This window comes from Mycobacterium cookii (assembly GCF_010727945.1).
GTDB classification, from domain to species: domain Bacteria; phylum Actinomycetota; class Actinomycetes; order Mycobacteriales; family Mycobacteriaceae; genus Mycobacterium; species Mycobacterium cookii.
Map to the genome: position 1 here is coordinate 4,316,088 of NZ_AP022569.1, position 14,435 is coordinate 4,330,522.

General features: G+C 65.5%; 14 protein-coding genes. 6 read left to right on the top strand and 8 right to left on the bottom strand.

Annotated elements, in window-relative coordinates; all coding sequences use genetic code 11:
* Positions 1-87: 87 nt before the first annotated feature.
* On the top strand, positions 88-1,119 hold the full coding sequence (locus tag G6N27_RS20285; RefSeq protein ID WP_232064703.1) for a zinc-binding metallopeptidase family protein: 1,032 nt from the start codon (positions 88-90) through the stop codon (positions 1,117-1,119).
* Positions 1,116-2,048 (top strand): glutaminase A, encoded by a 933-nt coding sequence (glsA, locus tag G6N27_RS20290; RefSeq protein WP_163779519.1) that lies wholly within the window; start codon positions 1,116-1,118, stop codon positions 2,046-2,048. The genes G6N27_RS20285 and glsA overlap by 4 nt, the downstream gene beginning before the upstream one ends.
* Here glsA and G6N27_RS20295 read toward each other — a convergent pair.
* The 4 genes from G6N27_RS20295 to G6N27_RS20310 form a co-directional block, all read right to left on the bottom strand.
* Complete coding sequence (locus tag G6N27_RS20295; RefSeq protein WP_163779521.1) at positions 2,028-2,924, bottom strand: class I SAM-dependent methyltransferase; 897 nt, start codon at positions 2,922-2,924, stop codon at positions 2,028-2,030. The two genes, glsA and G6N27_RS20295, sit on opposite strands and share 21 nt — an antisense overlap.
* Positions 2,925-2,974: 50 nt before the next feature.
* Positions 2,975-3,481, bottom strand: coding sequence for a phage tail protein (locus tag G6N27_RS20300; RefSeq protein ID WP_163779523.1), 507 nt, complete (start codon positions 3,479-3,481; stop codon positions 2,975-2,977).
* Positions 3,482-3,597: 116 nt separating this feature from the next.
* Positions 3,598-3,897, bottom strand: a complete 300-nt coding sequence (usfY, locus tag G6N27_RS20305) for a protein UsfY (protein WP_163779525.1) — start codon at positions 3,895-3,897, stop codon at positions 3,598-3,600.
* Between the two features lie 19 nt (positions 3,898-3,916).
* On the bottom strand, positions 3,917-4,297 hold the full coding sequence (locus tag G6N27_RS20310) for a phage holin family protein (protein ID WP_163779526.1): 381 nt from the start codon (positions 4,295-4,297) through the stop codon (positions 3,917-3,919).
* Between the two features lie 67 nt (positions 4,298-4,364).
* On the opposite strand from G6N27_RS20310, the gene G6N27_RS20315 reads away from it, so the two are divergent.
* Positions 4,365-5,549: an NAD(P)/FAD-dependent oxidoreductase gene (locus tag G6N27_RS20315; protein ID WP_163779528.1), complete on the top strand. Its 1,185-nt coding sequence runs from the start codon at positions 4,365-4,367 to the stop codon at positions 5,547-5,549.
* Here the strand turns inward: G6N27_RS20315 and G6N27_RS20320 are convergent.
* Entirely contained in the window at positions 5,546-7,924 is a 2,379-nt protein-coding gene (locus G6N27_RS20320) for a lysylphosphatidylglycerol synthase transmembrane domain-containing protein (protein WP_163779530.1), read from the bottom strand. The two genes, G6N27_RS20315 and G6N27_RS20320, sit on opposite strands and share 4 nt — an antisense overlap.
* A gap of 83 nt (positions 7,925-8,007) precedes the next feature.
* Complete coding sequence (locus tag G6N27_RS20325) at positions 8,008-9,300, bottom strand: DEAD/DEAH box helicase (protein WP_163779532.1); 1,293 nt, start codon at positions 9,298-9,300, stop codon at positions 8,008-8,010.
* Between the two features lie 391 nt (positions 9,301-9,691).
* On the opposite strand from G6N27_RS20325, the gene G6N27_RS20330 reads away from it, so the two are divergent.
* Positions 9,692-10,633 (top strand): class I SAM-dependent methyltransferase, encoded by a 942-nt coding sequence (locus tag G6N27_RS20330; protein WP_163779534.1) that lies wholly within the window; start codon positions 9,692-9,694, stop codon positions 10,631-10,633.
* On the opposite strand, the gene G6N27_RS20335 is transcribed toward G6N27_RS20330, so the two are convergent.
* The gene (locus G6N27_RS20335; protein WP_163779536.1) at positions 10,634-12,091 is read right to left on the bottom strand and encodes a DUF1254 domain-containing protein; all 1,458 of its coding nucleotides are present in this window, start codon (positions 12,089-12,091) and stop codon (positions 10,634-10,636) included. It abuts the gene before it with no gap.
* 77 nt (positions 12,092-12,168) lie between these two features.
* Here G6N27_RS20335 and G6N27_RS20340 point away from each other — a divergent pair, with 77 nt between their 5' ends.
* A complete protein-coding gene (locus G6N27_RS20340) occupies positions 12,169-12,366 on the top strand; it encodes a type II toxin-antitoxin system VapB family antitoxin (RefSeq protein ID WP_163779538.1) in 198 nt (65 codons plus the stop codon).
* Positions 12,363-12,761, top strand: a complete 399-nt coding sequence (gene vapC, locus G6N27_RS20345; RefSeq protein ID WP_163779540.1) for a type II toxin-antitoxin system VapC family toxin — start codon at positions 12,363-12,365, stop codon at positions 12,759-12,761. Before G6N27_RS20340 ends, vapC begins: the two co-directional genes overlap by 4 nt.
* 70 nt (positions 12,762-12,831) lie before the next feature.
* Here the strand turns inward: vapC and G6N27_RS20350 are convergent, their stop codons facing one another.
* Entirely contained in the window at positions 12,832-14,397 is a 1,566-nt protein-coding gene (locus tag G6N27_RS20350) for a serine/threonine-protein kinase (protein ID WP_163779542.1), read from the bottom strand.
* Between the last annotated feature and the right edge of the window lie 38 nt (positions 14,398-14,435).

Here is a 14,435-nt window from a genome sequence, read left to right on the forward strand (position 1 = left end):
AGGTCCCAACAGGCGGTAAATCCATGCTGCGGGACCAGATTGGTGCACTAAGCTCATCGCGCGGGGGGTTGCGACCAAGGAGGGTCTGTGCGTGCCTTCAGGTGTCCCAACTGCGGTCAGGCGGTCGCCTTCGAGGTTCAGCAGTGCCCGACCTGCGCGACGACGGTCGGCTATCACCCGCCGTCGCGGCAAATGGTCTGCGCACCGTCGCAGACGGTCACGGTCGACGGCCGTGACTGGACTCGGTGCGCGCACTGGGAGCGCGGTTGTAACTGGCTGGCCGCGGACGACTCCGCATCCGGTTGCTGCTTTGCCGACAGCTTCGTGCGGGAGGGCCCCGCACCGGATGACACCGAGGCGATGGCCGAGCTCGATTCGACGTTGAAGGCGTTGCGGCGGTTGATCTTCGAGCTGGTGGACCTGGGCCTGCCGGTCCACCCGTACTACGCCGACCCGTGCGGGCTGGCGTTCGATCTGCTGTCGAGCAAGACGCTGAAGCGGCCGGTGACGATCGGGCACGCCAACGGCGTCATCACCATCGACCTGGCCGAGTCGCTGGAGTTGTACCGGGAGCGGCTGCGCATCAAACTGCGTGAGCCCTATCGCACGATGCTCGGCCACTTCCGCCACGAGGTCGGCCATTATTACGAGATGCTGCTGGTGCAGGACACCCCGCTGATCGACGACGCCCGAGCGATGTTCGGCGACGACCGGCAGGACTACCAGGCCGCGTTGCAGCAGCACTACCACGGCCACGCCCCGGCGAACTGGCAGCACGACTTCATCTCGGAGTACGCCACCGCCCACCCGTGGGAGGACTTCGCCGAAACGTGGGCGCACTACCTGCACATCACCGGAACCCTTGCCACCATTGCGGATTCGGGCCTCGTCGTCGAAGCCGACCGGGTCAAGTGGGACCTCGCCGCCAACATCGACGCTCGGGAGTCCTACGCCGACGCCACCATCGAGGACATCATGGCGGACTGGCTGGTGCTGTCGGGGGTGCTCAACCGGGTCAACAACTCGATGGGCCGCGACGACCTGTATCCGTTCACGATCTTCCCGCACGTCGTGGCCAAACTGGGCTTCATCCATCGCGTCGTGACCACCGCAGCATGATCACGTCCGAGCAGATCGCCGAGGCGGTCGCCGCCGCCTACGACAGTCACAAAGCGAACCGTAATGGCAAGAACGCCAGCTACATACCGGCCCTGGCCGAGGTGGACCCTAAGCTGTTCGGTGTCTGCGCGGCGACCGTTGACGGCCAGACGTTTTCGGCCGGCGATGCCGACTGTGAGTTCGCGCTCGAGTCGATCTCCAAGGTGTTCACCGCCGCGCTCGCGGTCGAACAGGCAGGCCCAGAAGTGTTCCACCGCAAGGTTGGTGCCGATCCGACCGGCGCGGAGTTCAATTCCGTGCTGGCGCTGGAACTGCACAACGACAAGCCGAACTCGCCGATGGTCAACGCGGGCGCGATGACGGCGACCAGCCTGATATCGGCCACCGACGCCATGGACCGTGAGCGCCAGGTCGTCAAGATCCAAAGCGACTTCGCCGGGCGTCCGATCACCGTCAACGAACAACTCGCAGAATCCGAGCGGGCCACCAACTTTCACAACCGGGCCATCGCGTGGCTGCTGCTGTGCGGGGGATACATGTACAGCGACCCGATGGAGGCCTGCGACGTCTATACGCTGCAGTGCTCGACCATGGTCACCACAGTCGACCTTGCAGTCATGGGCGCGACCCTGGCCAACGGCGGTGTCAACCCGGTCACCGGCAAGCGCGTCATCGCGAAAGCCAACGTGTCGCACGTGCTGGCCGAGATGACGATGGAAGGCCTGTACACCAGCTCTGGTGACTGGGCCTACACCGTCGGATTGCCCGCCAAGAGCGGTGTGGGCGGCGGCCTATTCGCTGTGGCGCCAGGCAAACTGGCGATCGCCGCGTTCTCGCCTCCGCTGGACAAGGCCGGTAACAGTGTGCGCGCTCAGGCCGCGATCACTCAGATCGCGCACCAACTCGGGCTAGGGCTCTACGACACCTAGGGCGCTGCCAACTTCCCCGGAGATGATCCGCCACCACGGTTTGATGTAGCGATGTTTGCCGTGCGGATCGAAGTAGCGGTCTGACAGCTCCTGCGCCCCCACGTCGACCACGTTCTGGAAGCCCCGTGAGGCAAGGAATGCGGGCGCCTGGCCCTCGTCGATACCGAAACTGAGCGGCTCGCTGGTGCGCCCCATCTTGGCGAACTCGTTCGCCGCCCCACGCAGCGTGCACGTACCGTCCACCACGGAGCGCAGTATGTAATCGAACACGATCGCGCTGCCCGCGGCGCTGTCCATCACAAAGCTCAGAACCCGATCCACGGCGGCCAGGTCGAGGTAGGGCGTCACGCCTTCCCACAGAAACACCGTCGGACGCGTCGCGCGGTAGCCGCGCGCCAGCAGCTTGTCGGCAAGCGTGTCCACCGTGAAATCCACTGCAACGTAGGCCACGTTTGCCGGGATCTCACCGATAAGGGCACGGATCTTGGCCTGCTTCGCCGTGGATGTCGCGGGATGATCCACCTCGAACACCTGCACACCACCCAGCCGATCGGCAAACCGATAGGGCCGCGAATCGTAGCCGGCTCCCAGTATCACCAGCTGCTTAGCGCCGCCCGCCAGCCGCTGCTGCAAGAGATCGTCGAAATAGCGGGTACGGGCGATGACGTAGTAATGATGCCCGGCGAAGCGCCGTTCGATCTGTCCCTCCACCACATCTCGAAACGGCCTACCCCACAGCAGCATTCGGTATTTCGCGCCGAGAAATCGTTCCGCCAACGGATCGCAGCAGATCCGCTCGGCGGCAGGCTTGCGTGTCTCGATCGCTCGTGACAGCGCCATCTGCTCCGCGGTGGTACTCGAACGAGTCGCCTTCATAGCGCTCGATGGTAATTGGTGCCCCGGACTTGACCGAACCCCAGAAAGGCTCAACGAGAGGGAAAGACACCCTGAAGCGCAATGATCCAATTCAGCACGAGAGAGGGCTGACGGTTCTCATGCGCCGCCCCGCCTCCGGTGCCCCCGATCATTCCTGGGTTCATTTGCGCGTTTGCGGTACCCGCGTAGATTTTGGTTGATGCTTCAGCAGGAAAGTGCCCGGTTGGTCCAGCCTCTTTCCCCTTGGCCGAGTCGCAGTTTACTGAATGCGTGTGAGACGGGATCTGAGTCGTATCGAGCATCACCGATTCGGCTCCATACGTTTGTCCAACGACATAGCTCGACAATCCAGGGCCTTGACCGGACGAGACCGGCACACGACCGCGGAGATCAGGCAGCGCGAAGGTGCTGACACCGTCGCCGCCATAGTTGGTCCCAAGGAGGGTAAACAGCGCCTCGTTCTGCGCAATCGACAACAATTGGCCGTTGCAAAGCGCCCATCCCTGGGGGGCGAAATCATATGGGACAAGTACGAGCTGGCCTACGAAAGGATCCATGCGGCCATCATCGCGCGCTGCCCACGCGCAGGGCAAGGATGTGGTCCGCTCAGCCGACCACGCAGGTCAGCCTGCCGGTCCGGCGCCAAACCTAGCCGCCCTTACGGCGTAGCGCGCTAGCGCAGCAGGGCGTCGGGATGCGCGGTGTGCCAATCCTTCTCGATGCGGGTCACCCGACGATGCTCGACGACGATCCACAGCGCGCCGGCTATCGCGCCGAGCACGGCGATGAGCACCGTCGTCGCGAGCCACTCGTGGTGCCGGTAGGCCGCTGCGACGGCGGTGCTGATCATCCCGAGGGCGGACACGGCCAGCAAGATCAGGCCCGGCCACATGAAGTTGTCCTTCATGGCGATGCCGGCGTGCGGCTGCGTGGTCCGCGAGTGGTCCGTCGGATCGTGGTGAGTGTCGCCCATGACAATTCCCTCCGCCTGGTCAGGCCGATTCGGTGAGTTCGCGGCGGAACACTTCGGGAAGTGACACGGCCCCAATGGTTGTCACGAGCCACACCACGAGCGTCGTGGCAACCCACGCCGCCAAGCCGTGAATGGCGAGGCCGTGTGTCTCTGCCGCGGCCAGACCCAACGCGACGACGGTCAATGCCAGGCCGGTGCCCCCGAGGAGGAGCGACGCGTAGCCATGCGGCAGTTTAACGATCAGCAAGGACAGCAGCGCCTGCGTCAGCGAGAACACCACCACGGCAACGATGAAACCCGACACCGACAAGGAAACCCCGGGAACTACCCACGCAGCGACCAGTAATCCGATCGCCCACGATCCGAGAAGCAAAACTGCGCGCAGCAAAATTTGCCGCATCCACCAAGAGTAGGCCTCGCAAGCGCAAATATGAAGAACCTAATGCCCGGCGGCTACCGTGAGCCCGGTGAGCGACGTCGTCGTGCTCGGGTCGGGATTCGCCGGTTTGTGGGCCGCCCTGGGTGCGGCCCGCCGCCTCGACGAACTCGGCGTTGCGCCCGGCGAGGTCAACATCACGGTCATCAGCTCGCAGCCGTACCACAACATCCGCGTGCGCAATTACGAGGCCGACCTGACCGCGTGCCGCATTGCACTGCGCGATGTGCTCGACCCGGTCGGCGTCGAGCACGTCGCCGCCGAGGTGACGGCGATCGACCCGGTTTCCCGAACGGTGTCCACGACGCTCGGGACCCGCGGCTACGACCGTCTAGTGGTGGCGCTGGGCAGCCGGGTGGTCAAACCGGACGTGCCGGGGCTCGGTGAATTCGGCTTCGACGTCGACACCTACGACGCCGCGCAGCGGCTGCAGCGGCACCTGCAGGAGGTCGCCGGCGGTCCACACACGGTTGCCGCGGCGACCGTGATCGTGGTGGGCGCCGGGCTGACCGGCATCGAGACCGCCTGCGAGCTGCCCGCGCGGCTGGCGTTCGGCGACATTGCCCCTCGCGTCGTACTCGTCGACCGCAACGAGCAGGTCGGCTCGGACATGGGTGTGTCGGCGCGCCCGGTGATCGAGGCCGCGCTGGCGGCGAACGGCGTGCAGACCCGGTTGGGTGTCGGCGTCGCCGCGATCGGTGCCGACGGCGTGACATTGTCGACGGGCGAGCGGCTGGCCGCGTCGACAGTGGTGTGGTGCGCCGGTATGCGCGCCAACCCGCGCACCGCGGATCTGGGCGTTCAGTGTGACGGTCTGGGCCGGGTCGCGGTCGACGACTACCTGCGGGTGATCGACGTGCCAGGGGTGTTCGCAGCCGGCGATGTTGCCGCGGCGCGGATGGACGACGAGCACCTGTCGGTGATGTCGTGCCAGCACGGCAGGCCGATGGGACGGTTCGCCGGCTACAACGTCATCAGTGATCTGCTCGGTGCGCCGATGTTGCCCCTCCGGATCCCCTGGTATGTCACCGTTTTGGACCTCGGTCCGGCGGGGGCGGTCTACACCGAAGGCTGGGATCGGCAAGTGGTCGCCAGCGGGGCAGAAGCCAAGGCCACCAAGCGCACCATCAACGGCAGCCGAATCTATCCGCCGCTCAACGGGAGTCGCGACGAGATCCTCGCCGCCGCCGCACCGGCGCTGCAGTCGCGGCCCTAGACCATGTCATTGCGGGTCAGCCACTGCATCACCGGCCACCCGACGAACACCGGCAGCCAGCAGGTCAGCACGCGATACAGCAGGACCGACGGCACGGCGACGGCCGCGGGAACGCCGAACGCGGCCAGGCCACCGATGAGTGCCGCTTCGACAGCGCCCACTCCGCCGGGCGTCGGCGCGGCCGACGCGAGCGTCCCCCCGACCATCGTCACCACAGTGACCGTGACGAAGGAGACGCTGCCGCCGAAGGCCTCGACGCTGACCCACAACGCCAAGGCCGCGCCAAGAGTCGTTCCAGCACAGCCTAAGACGATCAACGACAGTCGTTTGGGCTCGCGGGCGACCTCGATGATGTCGGTGGTGATCTCTTTGAGCTTCGGGGCGACTTCGGCCGCCAGCCAGCGCCGCACATTCGGGATCAGCAGGAAGATGCCGACCAGGCCGAAAGCCACGCCGGCGATCAGATACAGCATGGTGGACTTCGGCACGAAGTGCGACAGGTCGGTGCTGGCACCCGCGGCGGTACTGAAGAAGATCAGCAGCAGCACGTGCATGATCACCTGCATCGACTGCTGCAACGCGACCGCCGTGGTGGCCCGCGTGGTGCTGAGCCCGCTCTTCTGCAGGATCCGGGTGCTCAGCGCCAACCCGCCGACGCCGGCCGGAGTGGTAGTGGCGGCAAACGTGTTGGCCACCTGAGCAATTGACAGACGCCAGAAGTTCACCGATTCGTCGGCCGACGCCCACAACGCTGCCGCGGCGCCCACGTACGTCGACGCCGAGATGACCAATCCCAGCAGCGCCCACCACCAGTTGGCTCGGCTCAACGCGTTGAAGAACGTCGGCACGGTGCTGATGAACGGGTAGGCGACGTAGACCAGCGCGACCAGCAACACCATCTGAATGAGCTGGCTGCGGCTGAACCGGGTGACGTTCTCGGATTTGATCTTCTCGGTGCCGGTTTGGCGCATCACCGCCGCGCGGCTGCGGGAAATCACCCCCTTGGCGTCATTCACCGAATCGCGGATGTGTTTCGGCACAGCCGTTTTCGTCAGCCGACGCGACGCCTTGAGCACGGCGTCCTTGCCGAGCACGCTGATCGCGGCTTCCACCGCGTCGTCGGCGCCGTACAGCGCGGTCGTCGTCACCAGCAGCTGGGCGATGTCGGATTGCAGCTGGTTGTCGTTGGCGCCGTATTCCGCGCTGCCGAACCCGCCGAAGAAGACGGCGCCGTTGCTGACGGTGATCTCCCTGTCGCGCAGGTCGCCGTGGGAGATCTGGTGCTCCTGCAGCTTGTGCAGCGACTCCCACACCTCGGCGACCGGCGTCGACGTGTGGCACTCCGCCAGCGGCGCCCCGCGGATGCGCTTGTGCGCGTACAACGTCCAGCCGCGGTCCAGGGAACCGACAGCGATCGTCGAGGTGTTCGCCACGCCGAGGTCGCCGATCGCTATGGCCATCAGCGCGCGATGCTCGACGGCGCGTCGCATCGACGCCTGCAGAGGGGCGGTCTCACTGCCGCGCAGCCGGAAGAGCAGCCAGGCTTGGCGCAGCGCGCCGCCGCTGCGTTGATGCGGGCCGTACATCTCGACGACGGCGGTGTCGTCTTCGGGATCCTCGGTGGCCGCGGACAGGATCAGCGGGCCGGATCCGGCCGGGCGGAGCACCGTAAGCCCGGTGACGACGAAGCCGCGTTTGGCCATCGCGCGCACCGCCCCGTCCAGCGGCACCTCGAGCGCGGGCGTGCCGCTGACCAGGATCACCAAAGCACCGACGAACCAGCCCACCGCCAGGCCCAGCAGCGAACGGGCCGGCACGATCGCGCTGACCACCAGATGGATCGGAATGAACGCCAGCAGCAGCGTCCACCACCAGTGCCGCCAGCGGGCCGGCAGCCAGGGGCCGGACACCGTAAGCACCGCGGCGAGCATCCCGATCCAGCGCGGGTCGTCGAGAAACTGGGCCAGCACCGTGCGCAGCCGGTCGGACAGGTCGAAGTGCCATTTCGGGGCCGCGAGCCCCTTGCCGGTGATCGACAACGCGAGCACGGCCAAAAACGCGGCCGCCGCGTAGGGGACGAGCAGCCGCCATTGCCGGGCGAGGATCAGGCCGATCAGGATCATGAACGGCAGCGCCAGCACGGCCAGGCCGTAGACCAGGTAGACGACGTCGGACTGGGTGGGAGTGAGCACGCCGACGATCCGGGAGATGGACTTCTCCAGCTCGTCCCAGCGCGTGCGGGTGACCAGCGAACTGGTGATCACCGCGGTCAACAAGGCCCCGGATAGCGCGACCCGCAGGATGTCGTTGGTGCGCCGGGTCAGCGGCTGCAGCAAGTCACCGGTGACGGTGACTTGACGCCCGTCGACGAGCATGTCCTAACAACCTCCGGCCCCGCGCCTGTCAGCGACCCGCGGACAACATAACCGGAGACCAGCCTCGGATGTCTGACCCAGGCTTAGGTGGTGACGGGTTTCCTGCGCCGATGTGGCCGCTGGCCCCCTCGCGCCCCGGAAGCGGGACGTGGCCGGCGGGAGTTGTTCGCCGGGGTGTGCTGCACCGGCTTGGGTGCGGGCGCCTGGTAGGCCGCGGGCTCGCCGACCAGGTCGGCGACGGGCGGGCAGTCGGCGGTCACCTGCTGCGGGCGGACGTTGATGCCGGCCTTGCGCATCAGCGCCGCGTGGTCTCTGCGCTGCTCGGGCAGGACGACGGTGACGACGTCACCGCTGTTGCCGGCGCGCGCGGTGCGTCCGGAACGGTGCAGGTAGGCCTTGTGTTCGGCGGGCGGGTCGACGTGCACGACCAACTCGACCTCGTCGACGTGCACACCGCGGGCGGCGATGTCGGTGGCGACCAGCACGCGCGCGGTGCCGGCGGTGAATGCGGCCAGGTTACGGTCGCGAGCCGGCTGAGACAGGTTGCCGTGCAGGTCAACTGACGGCACCCCGGCCTCGGTGAGCTGGCGGGCCAGTTTGCGGGCCTGATGCTTGGTGCGCATGAACAGGATCCGGCGGCCGCTGCCCGACGCGAGCCGGTGTACGAGTTGCTTTTTGGCGTCGACACCGGCGACGTGGAAGACGTGGTGCGTCATCTCCGACACCGGCGAGTTCGCCTCGTCGACCGAGTGGGTCTTCTCGTTGCGCAGGAACCGCTTGACCAGCTTGTCCACGCCGTTGTCGAGCGTGGCGGAGAACATCAGGCGCTGACCGCCGGCCGGCGTTGCGGCCAGGATGCGGGTTACACCCGGCAAAAAGCCGAGGTCGGCCATGTGGTCGGCCTCGTCGAGCACGGTGATCTCCACCGAGTCGAGGCTGATCAGGCGTTGCTTCATCAGGTCTTCCAGGCGTCCCGGGCAGGCGACGACGATGTCGATCCCGGCCTTGAGCGCGGACACCTGACGGCCTTGCGGCACGCCGCCGAAGATCGTGCTGACCTTCAGGCCGCAGGCGGAGGCCAGCGGGATGAGTGTTGCGGTGATCTGGGTTGCCAGCTCGCGGGTGGGTGCCAGCACCAGGCCGGACGGCCGTGAGGGCCGCCGCGTGCCGGATGAGAGCCGGGCGACCAGCGGGATGGAGAACGCCAGCGTCTTGCCGCTGCCGGTCTTACCGCGGCCCAGCACGTCACGGCCGGCGAGTGTGTCCGGCAGGGTGTCGACCTGGATCGGGAACGGCGCGGTGATCCCTTGCTGTGCAAGCACATTGGACAGGGACTCGGGCACGCCAAGTTCGGTGAAAGTTCTTGCAGTAGTCATGTTTTCGGTGCCTCTCGGGCATCGGGTTGCACCGCGTGGCCGCGACCGCATTGTCATGCAGCTGGTGGGTGCAAGGGTGGCGAGATTGCCAGTCGGCAAAATCGATCGCCGCGAAAGAAGCTTTGGATGTCGGAGCATTCCACGACGCTGTCGGCATTTCTGCGCCGACGTTGTTGCCAGCCTAGCCGACCAAGTGCTGATCGCCCGCATGCGGTGACGTGTATCACCTTCTTGCTCGGCGGTCACAGCAGTCACGGGTGCACCAGAGAGTGGGCATGACATGTGTTTTCAGAACGGACTCACATGCGATATCAATCGGCAGGAGACCCACAGCCGGCACCTAGGACGCTCACGTACGGTCGAAAGTACTGCTGCCAGAAAGGGGAATCGCGTGGCGAGAACTGACAACGACACTTGGGAGATCACCGAGAGCGTGGGGGCGACGGCGTTGGGCGTGGCCTCGGCCCGCGCGGCCGAAACCGAGAGCGACAACCCACTGATCCAGGACCCGTTCGCGCGGGTGTTCCTCGACGCCGCCGGCGACGGGGTGTGGAATTGGCACGGTGGTCCCGATCTGCCGCCCGAGCTCGTCGAGGCTGAGCCTGAGTTGCCGCTGCAGAGGGAAGCGATGGTCAGCTACATGGCTTCGCGGACCAAGTTTTTCGACTCGTTCTTTCTCACCGCCACCAACTCGGGCATTCGGCAGGCGGTGATCCTGGCCGCGGGCCTCGACGCCCGGTCGTGGCGGTTGCCGTGGCCGGACGGCGTGACCGTCTACGAGCTCGACCAGCACCGGGTGCTGGATTTCAAGCTCGCGACGTTGGCGGAGCGCGGGGCGCGGCCGGCGGCGAACCGGGTCGAGGTCGCGGTCGATCTGCGGCAGGACTGGCCGAAGGCGTTGCTGGAGGCCGGTTTTGACCCGTCCCAGCCGAGCGTCTGGTCAGCCGAAGGCCTAATGCCTTACCTGCCGGCCGCAGCGCAGGATCTGCTGTTCGAGCGCATCGACGCACTCACGGCCCCCGGTAGTCGGGTCGCCGTGGAGGCATTGGGGCCGACGTTCCTCGACGAGGAGATCCGTTCCAAACGCCGCGAGCGGATGGAGCGGGTGCGCACGCTCGCAGCGAAAGTGGATCCGCAGCGCGAGATTCCGCGCACTGAAGAGCTGTTCTACTTCGAGGAGCGCGAGCCGGTCGGCGAGTGGTACGCGCGTCACGGTTGGCATGTGACGGTGACGCCGGCCGCCGAGCTGATGGCCGACTTCGGCCGCGCCGCTGCGCCGGCGGTCAAGGACATGGTGCCGGGCAACGAGTTCGTGTTCGCGCAGCGAGGGTAGCTACGGCATCGCCTTGACCGGCGGAATGTGCCACGTCCCGTTGAGAATCGACGGCTTCTTGTCGTTCGGCCAGTACAGCCGCAGCATGAGGTTGAACTGATCCTTCGGCGCGGGCAGCCAATTCGATTCCTTGCCCGGGCCGGGGGAGTCGGCCTGGATGTAGAAATCCACCGAGCCGTCAGAATTCGGCGTGAATTTGTCTCGCAGGCTCAGCGTGTAGCGGTTCAGCGGGTTGTCGACGAAGAAGTGGTCGGCGTCGTACACGGTGAGCGACCAGAACCCACGCGCGGGCGGCAGCTGGTCTTTGTCGAAGTGCATCAGGTATTTCGTTGCGCCGCTGTATTTCTGGGTGACCTCCGGGCCGTCGGAAGTCGGATAGACGGCGTCCTCGGGCAGGTTGGCGCCGACGCCGACCTCGGTGACGTAGGCGCGTTGCCGGTAGTTCGTGCCGTAATTGCCGGCCTTGATGGTGTAGGCCCAGCCGTTCTTGGAGATGAAATCGCCTGCGACGACGCCGTCTTCGCGCCACTTGCTGATGCTGTCCTGGCCGAGCTTTGCGGACTTGGCGATGCCGGAGTTCACCGCCTTCGACAGTTTGGTCGCGTCGAAATCCTGCCCGGGAATGAGGCCGATCTTCGCGAATTTCGCGATCGTCGGCGCGTCGGCTTCGGCGGGCGGATTGGTCTTCAGCAGTCGGGCGAACAGCGCGAGATAGTCCTGTGCGGGCAGGGCATTCACCTGTGTGCGTACCGCGGTGTTCATGTCGACGTTCGGGTTGACCGTGGCGAACGGTGGCAGCCATGGCTGGCCGAATGACGACAGCGGCACGGCGGTGATCTGGTCCTGCAGCTTGTGCACCGCGTCGTAATCTTCCGGGGTGCCCGAGCAGTAGATCCGGCCCAGCATCCACACCAGGGCCGTCGGCGACTCGTAGTTCAGCACGTCCGGCGGTAGCGTGCCGTGCCAGCCCGGTCCGGTGATCGCGAACGTGCGCGGCTTGCCGCCGCCGTTGCGGGTGCCTGGTGAGGCGAAGACGTTGGTCCACGCGTCGAGCATGGGCAGCAGGAAGTAGCGGTCACCCATTTCTGGGACGGTGACGATCCACGGCTCTTTGGCCACGTTGAACCACGCCTGGGTGTACAGGGTGTCGGCGTTCGGCGCGGTGATCGTGCGGGACGACGGCTTCGGGTAGACGCGCATACGAGCGATCTGCCCCATCGGGGCTTTGATGTCTTCGGCGGTGGGGACATTCGTCAAGCCGCGCCGGGTGAATTCCATCGAAACCAGCGGGTAGGCGTACACGTAGGCCTCGGTCGCAATGTCCGATGCTTCGGACTCCGACAAGCCCGGCGTCTCAGACGTTTTCGACGGGTTCGCCGCTTGGTCGTTGCCCCCGCACGATGTGATCATCAGCAGGGCGGCCAGCACGGCGCCGGCGCGTTGAATGCTCGATCGCATATCGGGATACTGTCACGCCATCCGGCGCTGCGCGCACCTGTCGGTATTTACACCATAGGTGGTGTAAATTGAGGTGTATGCGCACCAATATTGAGATCGACGACAACGTCCTGCGCGAGGCTCAGCGCTTGCTCGGTACGAAAACTAAGCGTGACACCGTCGATCTGGCACTGCGCGAACTCGTTGCCCGGCATCGCCAGGTCGGGATCCTGCAACTGCGCGGAAAGGTGCGTTGGGAAGGCGACTTGGCCGAGAGCCGTAGCGGCCGGTCGTGATTGTCGTCGACACCAGTGTCTGGATCGACGTCCTGAACGACACTCCCGCGCCTCAGGCGACGCGTTGTGTGGAGCTAATTGAAGCCGGACAGCCAGTTGCGTTAACCGACGTGATCTTGACCGAGATCCTGCAGGGGCTGCGGTCGGATCGGGAGGCGATGCGGGTGGAGCGGCATCTACGCGCCTTCCCAATCCTTCGTTTGGCGGAGCTCGACGATTTTGTGCTGGCGGCCAAGCTGTATCGCGCGGCGCGACGTGCTGGTGTAACCATCCGGAAGACTCTCGACTGTCTGATCGCAGCTCCCTGTGTGCGTACCGGTGTTCCGCTGTTGCACGCGGACGCAGACTTTGACCGCCTCGCCACCTGCACACCGCTTCGGATCTGGACGCGCTGAAAGCAACCGCGTCACTTCCTCGTCTTGGGCGCAGATTTCGGGAAGCATCGTGGCGCGGGGAAGCTGCACATCAGTTGTACGCGGTGCTTCCTTCGACGGGCATCGACGTGCTTACGACCTTGGCGGCGCAATGGTCTGAGTCAAAACCTTGGTTTCTGCACCACGAGAGGGCACCCGAGGAATCGGGAAATGTGATCCCCACGATCGTGACCCAGAAGTTGGAATCGGAGAACGTCGACCAGTCGCCCGACCACAGCAGTCGAACCCCGGGAAAGCGGCTTCGGAGTCGAAGATGCTCTTGCAGCGTCTCCCTGTTGTCCCAGGTATGCCCTTCGTCGAAAACGCCCGGTCGTTTGGAACTGAGTTGGGGCACCCAGCGGCCGGCGAGGACTTCGCCGACGTAGGGGCGATCCGATGCGGCAAGTTCCTGCAGCCGCTGCTCGCTGGCCACTTCAGAATTTTCGGGTGCTGTTGTCTCGGTGCCCGTCGGCGCGGCCTCTTCCGACGTCGATTCGGGAGCGGGGTTGGTAGGCGAGGGATAGGCGGTCGCCGTTGCAGGGGGCGCTCGATGCTCAGACTGTTGATTCACCAGCAGGACGATCACAACCCCGATCGCGCTCAGCACAAGCGCGGCGGCGACCGCTACGACAGTCGGCAAGACCCACGCCCGTGAACGGTCCCGCGAATACTGCGCGGTTGCCACGCCCGTTGGGCCGGTGAATGGCCCCATGTACGGCTGGGGATTGCCGGTAGGCGGTGGGTAGCCGGGAGCGAGCTGAGTCGCGGTCTGGGAGGGGTTGGAGCGGTTCGTGTCAAGCGCACGCTGCGCGGCTCGTCCGAGCGCGCCCGCGTTGCCGTAACGGTCATCGGGATCTTTGGCCATGCCGCGTGCGATGACATCATCGAAAGCTGCTGGTACAGAAGGGTTTATGACACTCGGCCGCGGCGGTGGTGCGGCGATCTGGGCGCCCATGACTTGCTCGACACTTCCGCCCGGGAATGGCTTTTTCCCGGTCAACGCCTCGTGAAGCACACAAGCCAAGGAATAGACATCGGCCGCGGGGGTGGTCGGCTGATCGCCGAATCGTTCGGGCGCCATGTAGTCGAAGCTGCCGATCTGGTAGCCGGCCACTGTCAGTCGAGTGTCGCCCTGTGCCTCGGCGATACCAAAATCGAGGAGATAGGCGAAATCGCCGGGGGTGATGATGATGTTATGCGGCTTGACGTCGCGGTGAATCAATCTCTCGGCGTGCGCGGCGTCCAAAGCTTCCGCAACCTGATTGACGATGGCGACGGCCCGCTTCGGCTCGATCGGTCCCTGCTCGATCAAGTCGTGCAGCGTCTGGCCTTTAACCAGGCGCATATCAATGTAAAGGTTGCCGTCGATTTCACCCCAGTCGTGGATCGGGATGACGTGGGGCTCTTGAAGGACCGCGGCAGCATATGACTCACGTTGGAAGCGTGTACGAAACTGCTCGTCTTGTGAATATTGCTCAGCAAGGATTTTCAGAGCTACGCTTCTGCGCTTCTCGTTGTCGTAGGCCTCGTAGACCTCGCCCATCCCGCCCTTGCCGAGCAAACGGTTGAGTGTGTATTTACCGAACGTGGTCCCGGCGCGTGAACTACCCGTGCTCACTCTCTCCTCCCCTGACAGCACGCAGTATGCCGGGAGGC

Coding starts and splice junctions, on each gene's coding strand:
- G6N27_RS20335 (WP_163779536.1), bottom strand. CDS start 12,091: ATGCGATCGAGCATTCAACGCGCCGGCGCCGTGCTGGCCGCCCTGCTG.
- G6N27_RS20340 (WP_163779538.1), top strand. CDS start 12,169: ATGCGCACCAATATTGAGATCGACGACAACGTCCTGCGCGAGGCTCAG.
- G6N27_RS20320 (WP_163779530.1), bottom strand. CDS start 7,924: ATGCTCGTCGACGGGCGTCAAGTCACCGTCACCGGTGACTTGCTGCAG.
- usfY (WP_163779525.1), bottom strand. CDS start 3,897: ATGGGCGACACTCACCACGATCCGACGGACCACTCGCGGACCACGCAG.
- G6N27_RS20295 (WP_163779521.1), bottom strand. CDS start 2,924: ATGAAGGCGACTCGTTCGAGTACCACCGCGGAGCAGATGGCGCTGTCA.
- G6N27_RS20325 (WP_163779532.1), bottom strand. CDS start 9,300: ATGACTACTGCAAGAACTTTCACCGAACTTGGCGTGCCCGAGTCCCTG.
- G6N27_RS20310 (WP_163779526.1), bottom strand. CDS start 4,297: ATGCGGCAAATTTTGCTGCGCGCAGTTTTGCTTCTCGGATCGTGGGCG.
- glsA (WP_163779519.1), top strand. CDS start 1,116: ATGATCACGTCCGAGCAGATCGCCGAGGCGGTCGCCGCCGCCTACGAC.
- G6N27_RS20300 (WP_163779523.1), bottom strand. CDS start 3,481: ATGGATCCTTTCGTAGGCCAGCTCGTACTTGTCCCATATGATTTCGCC.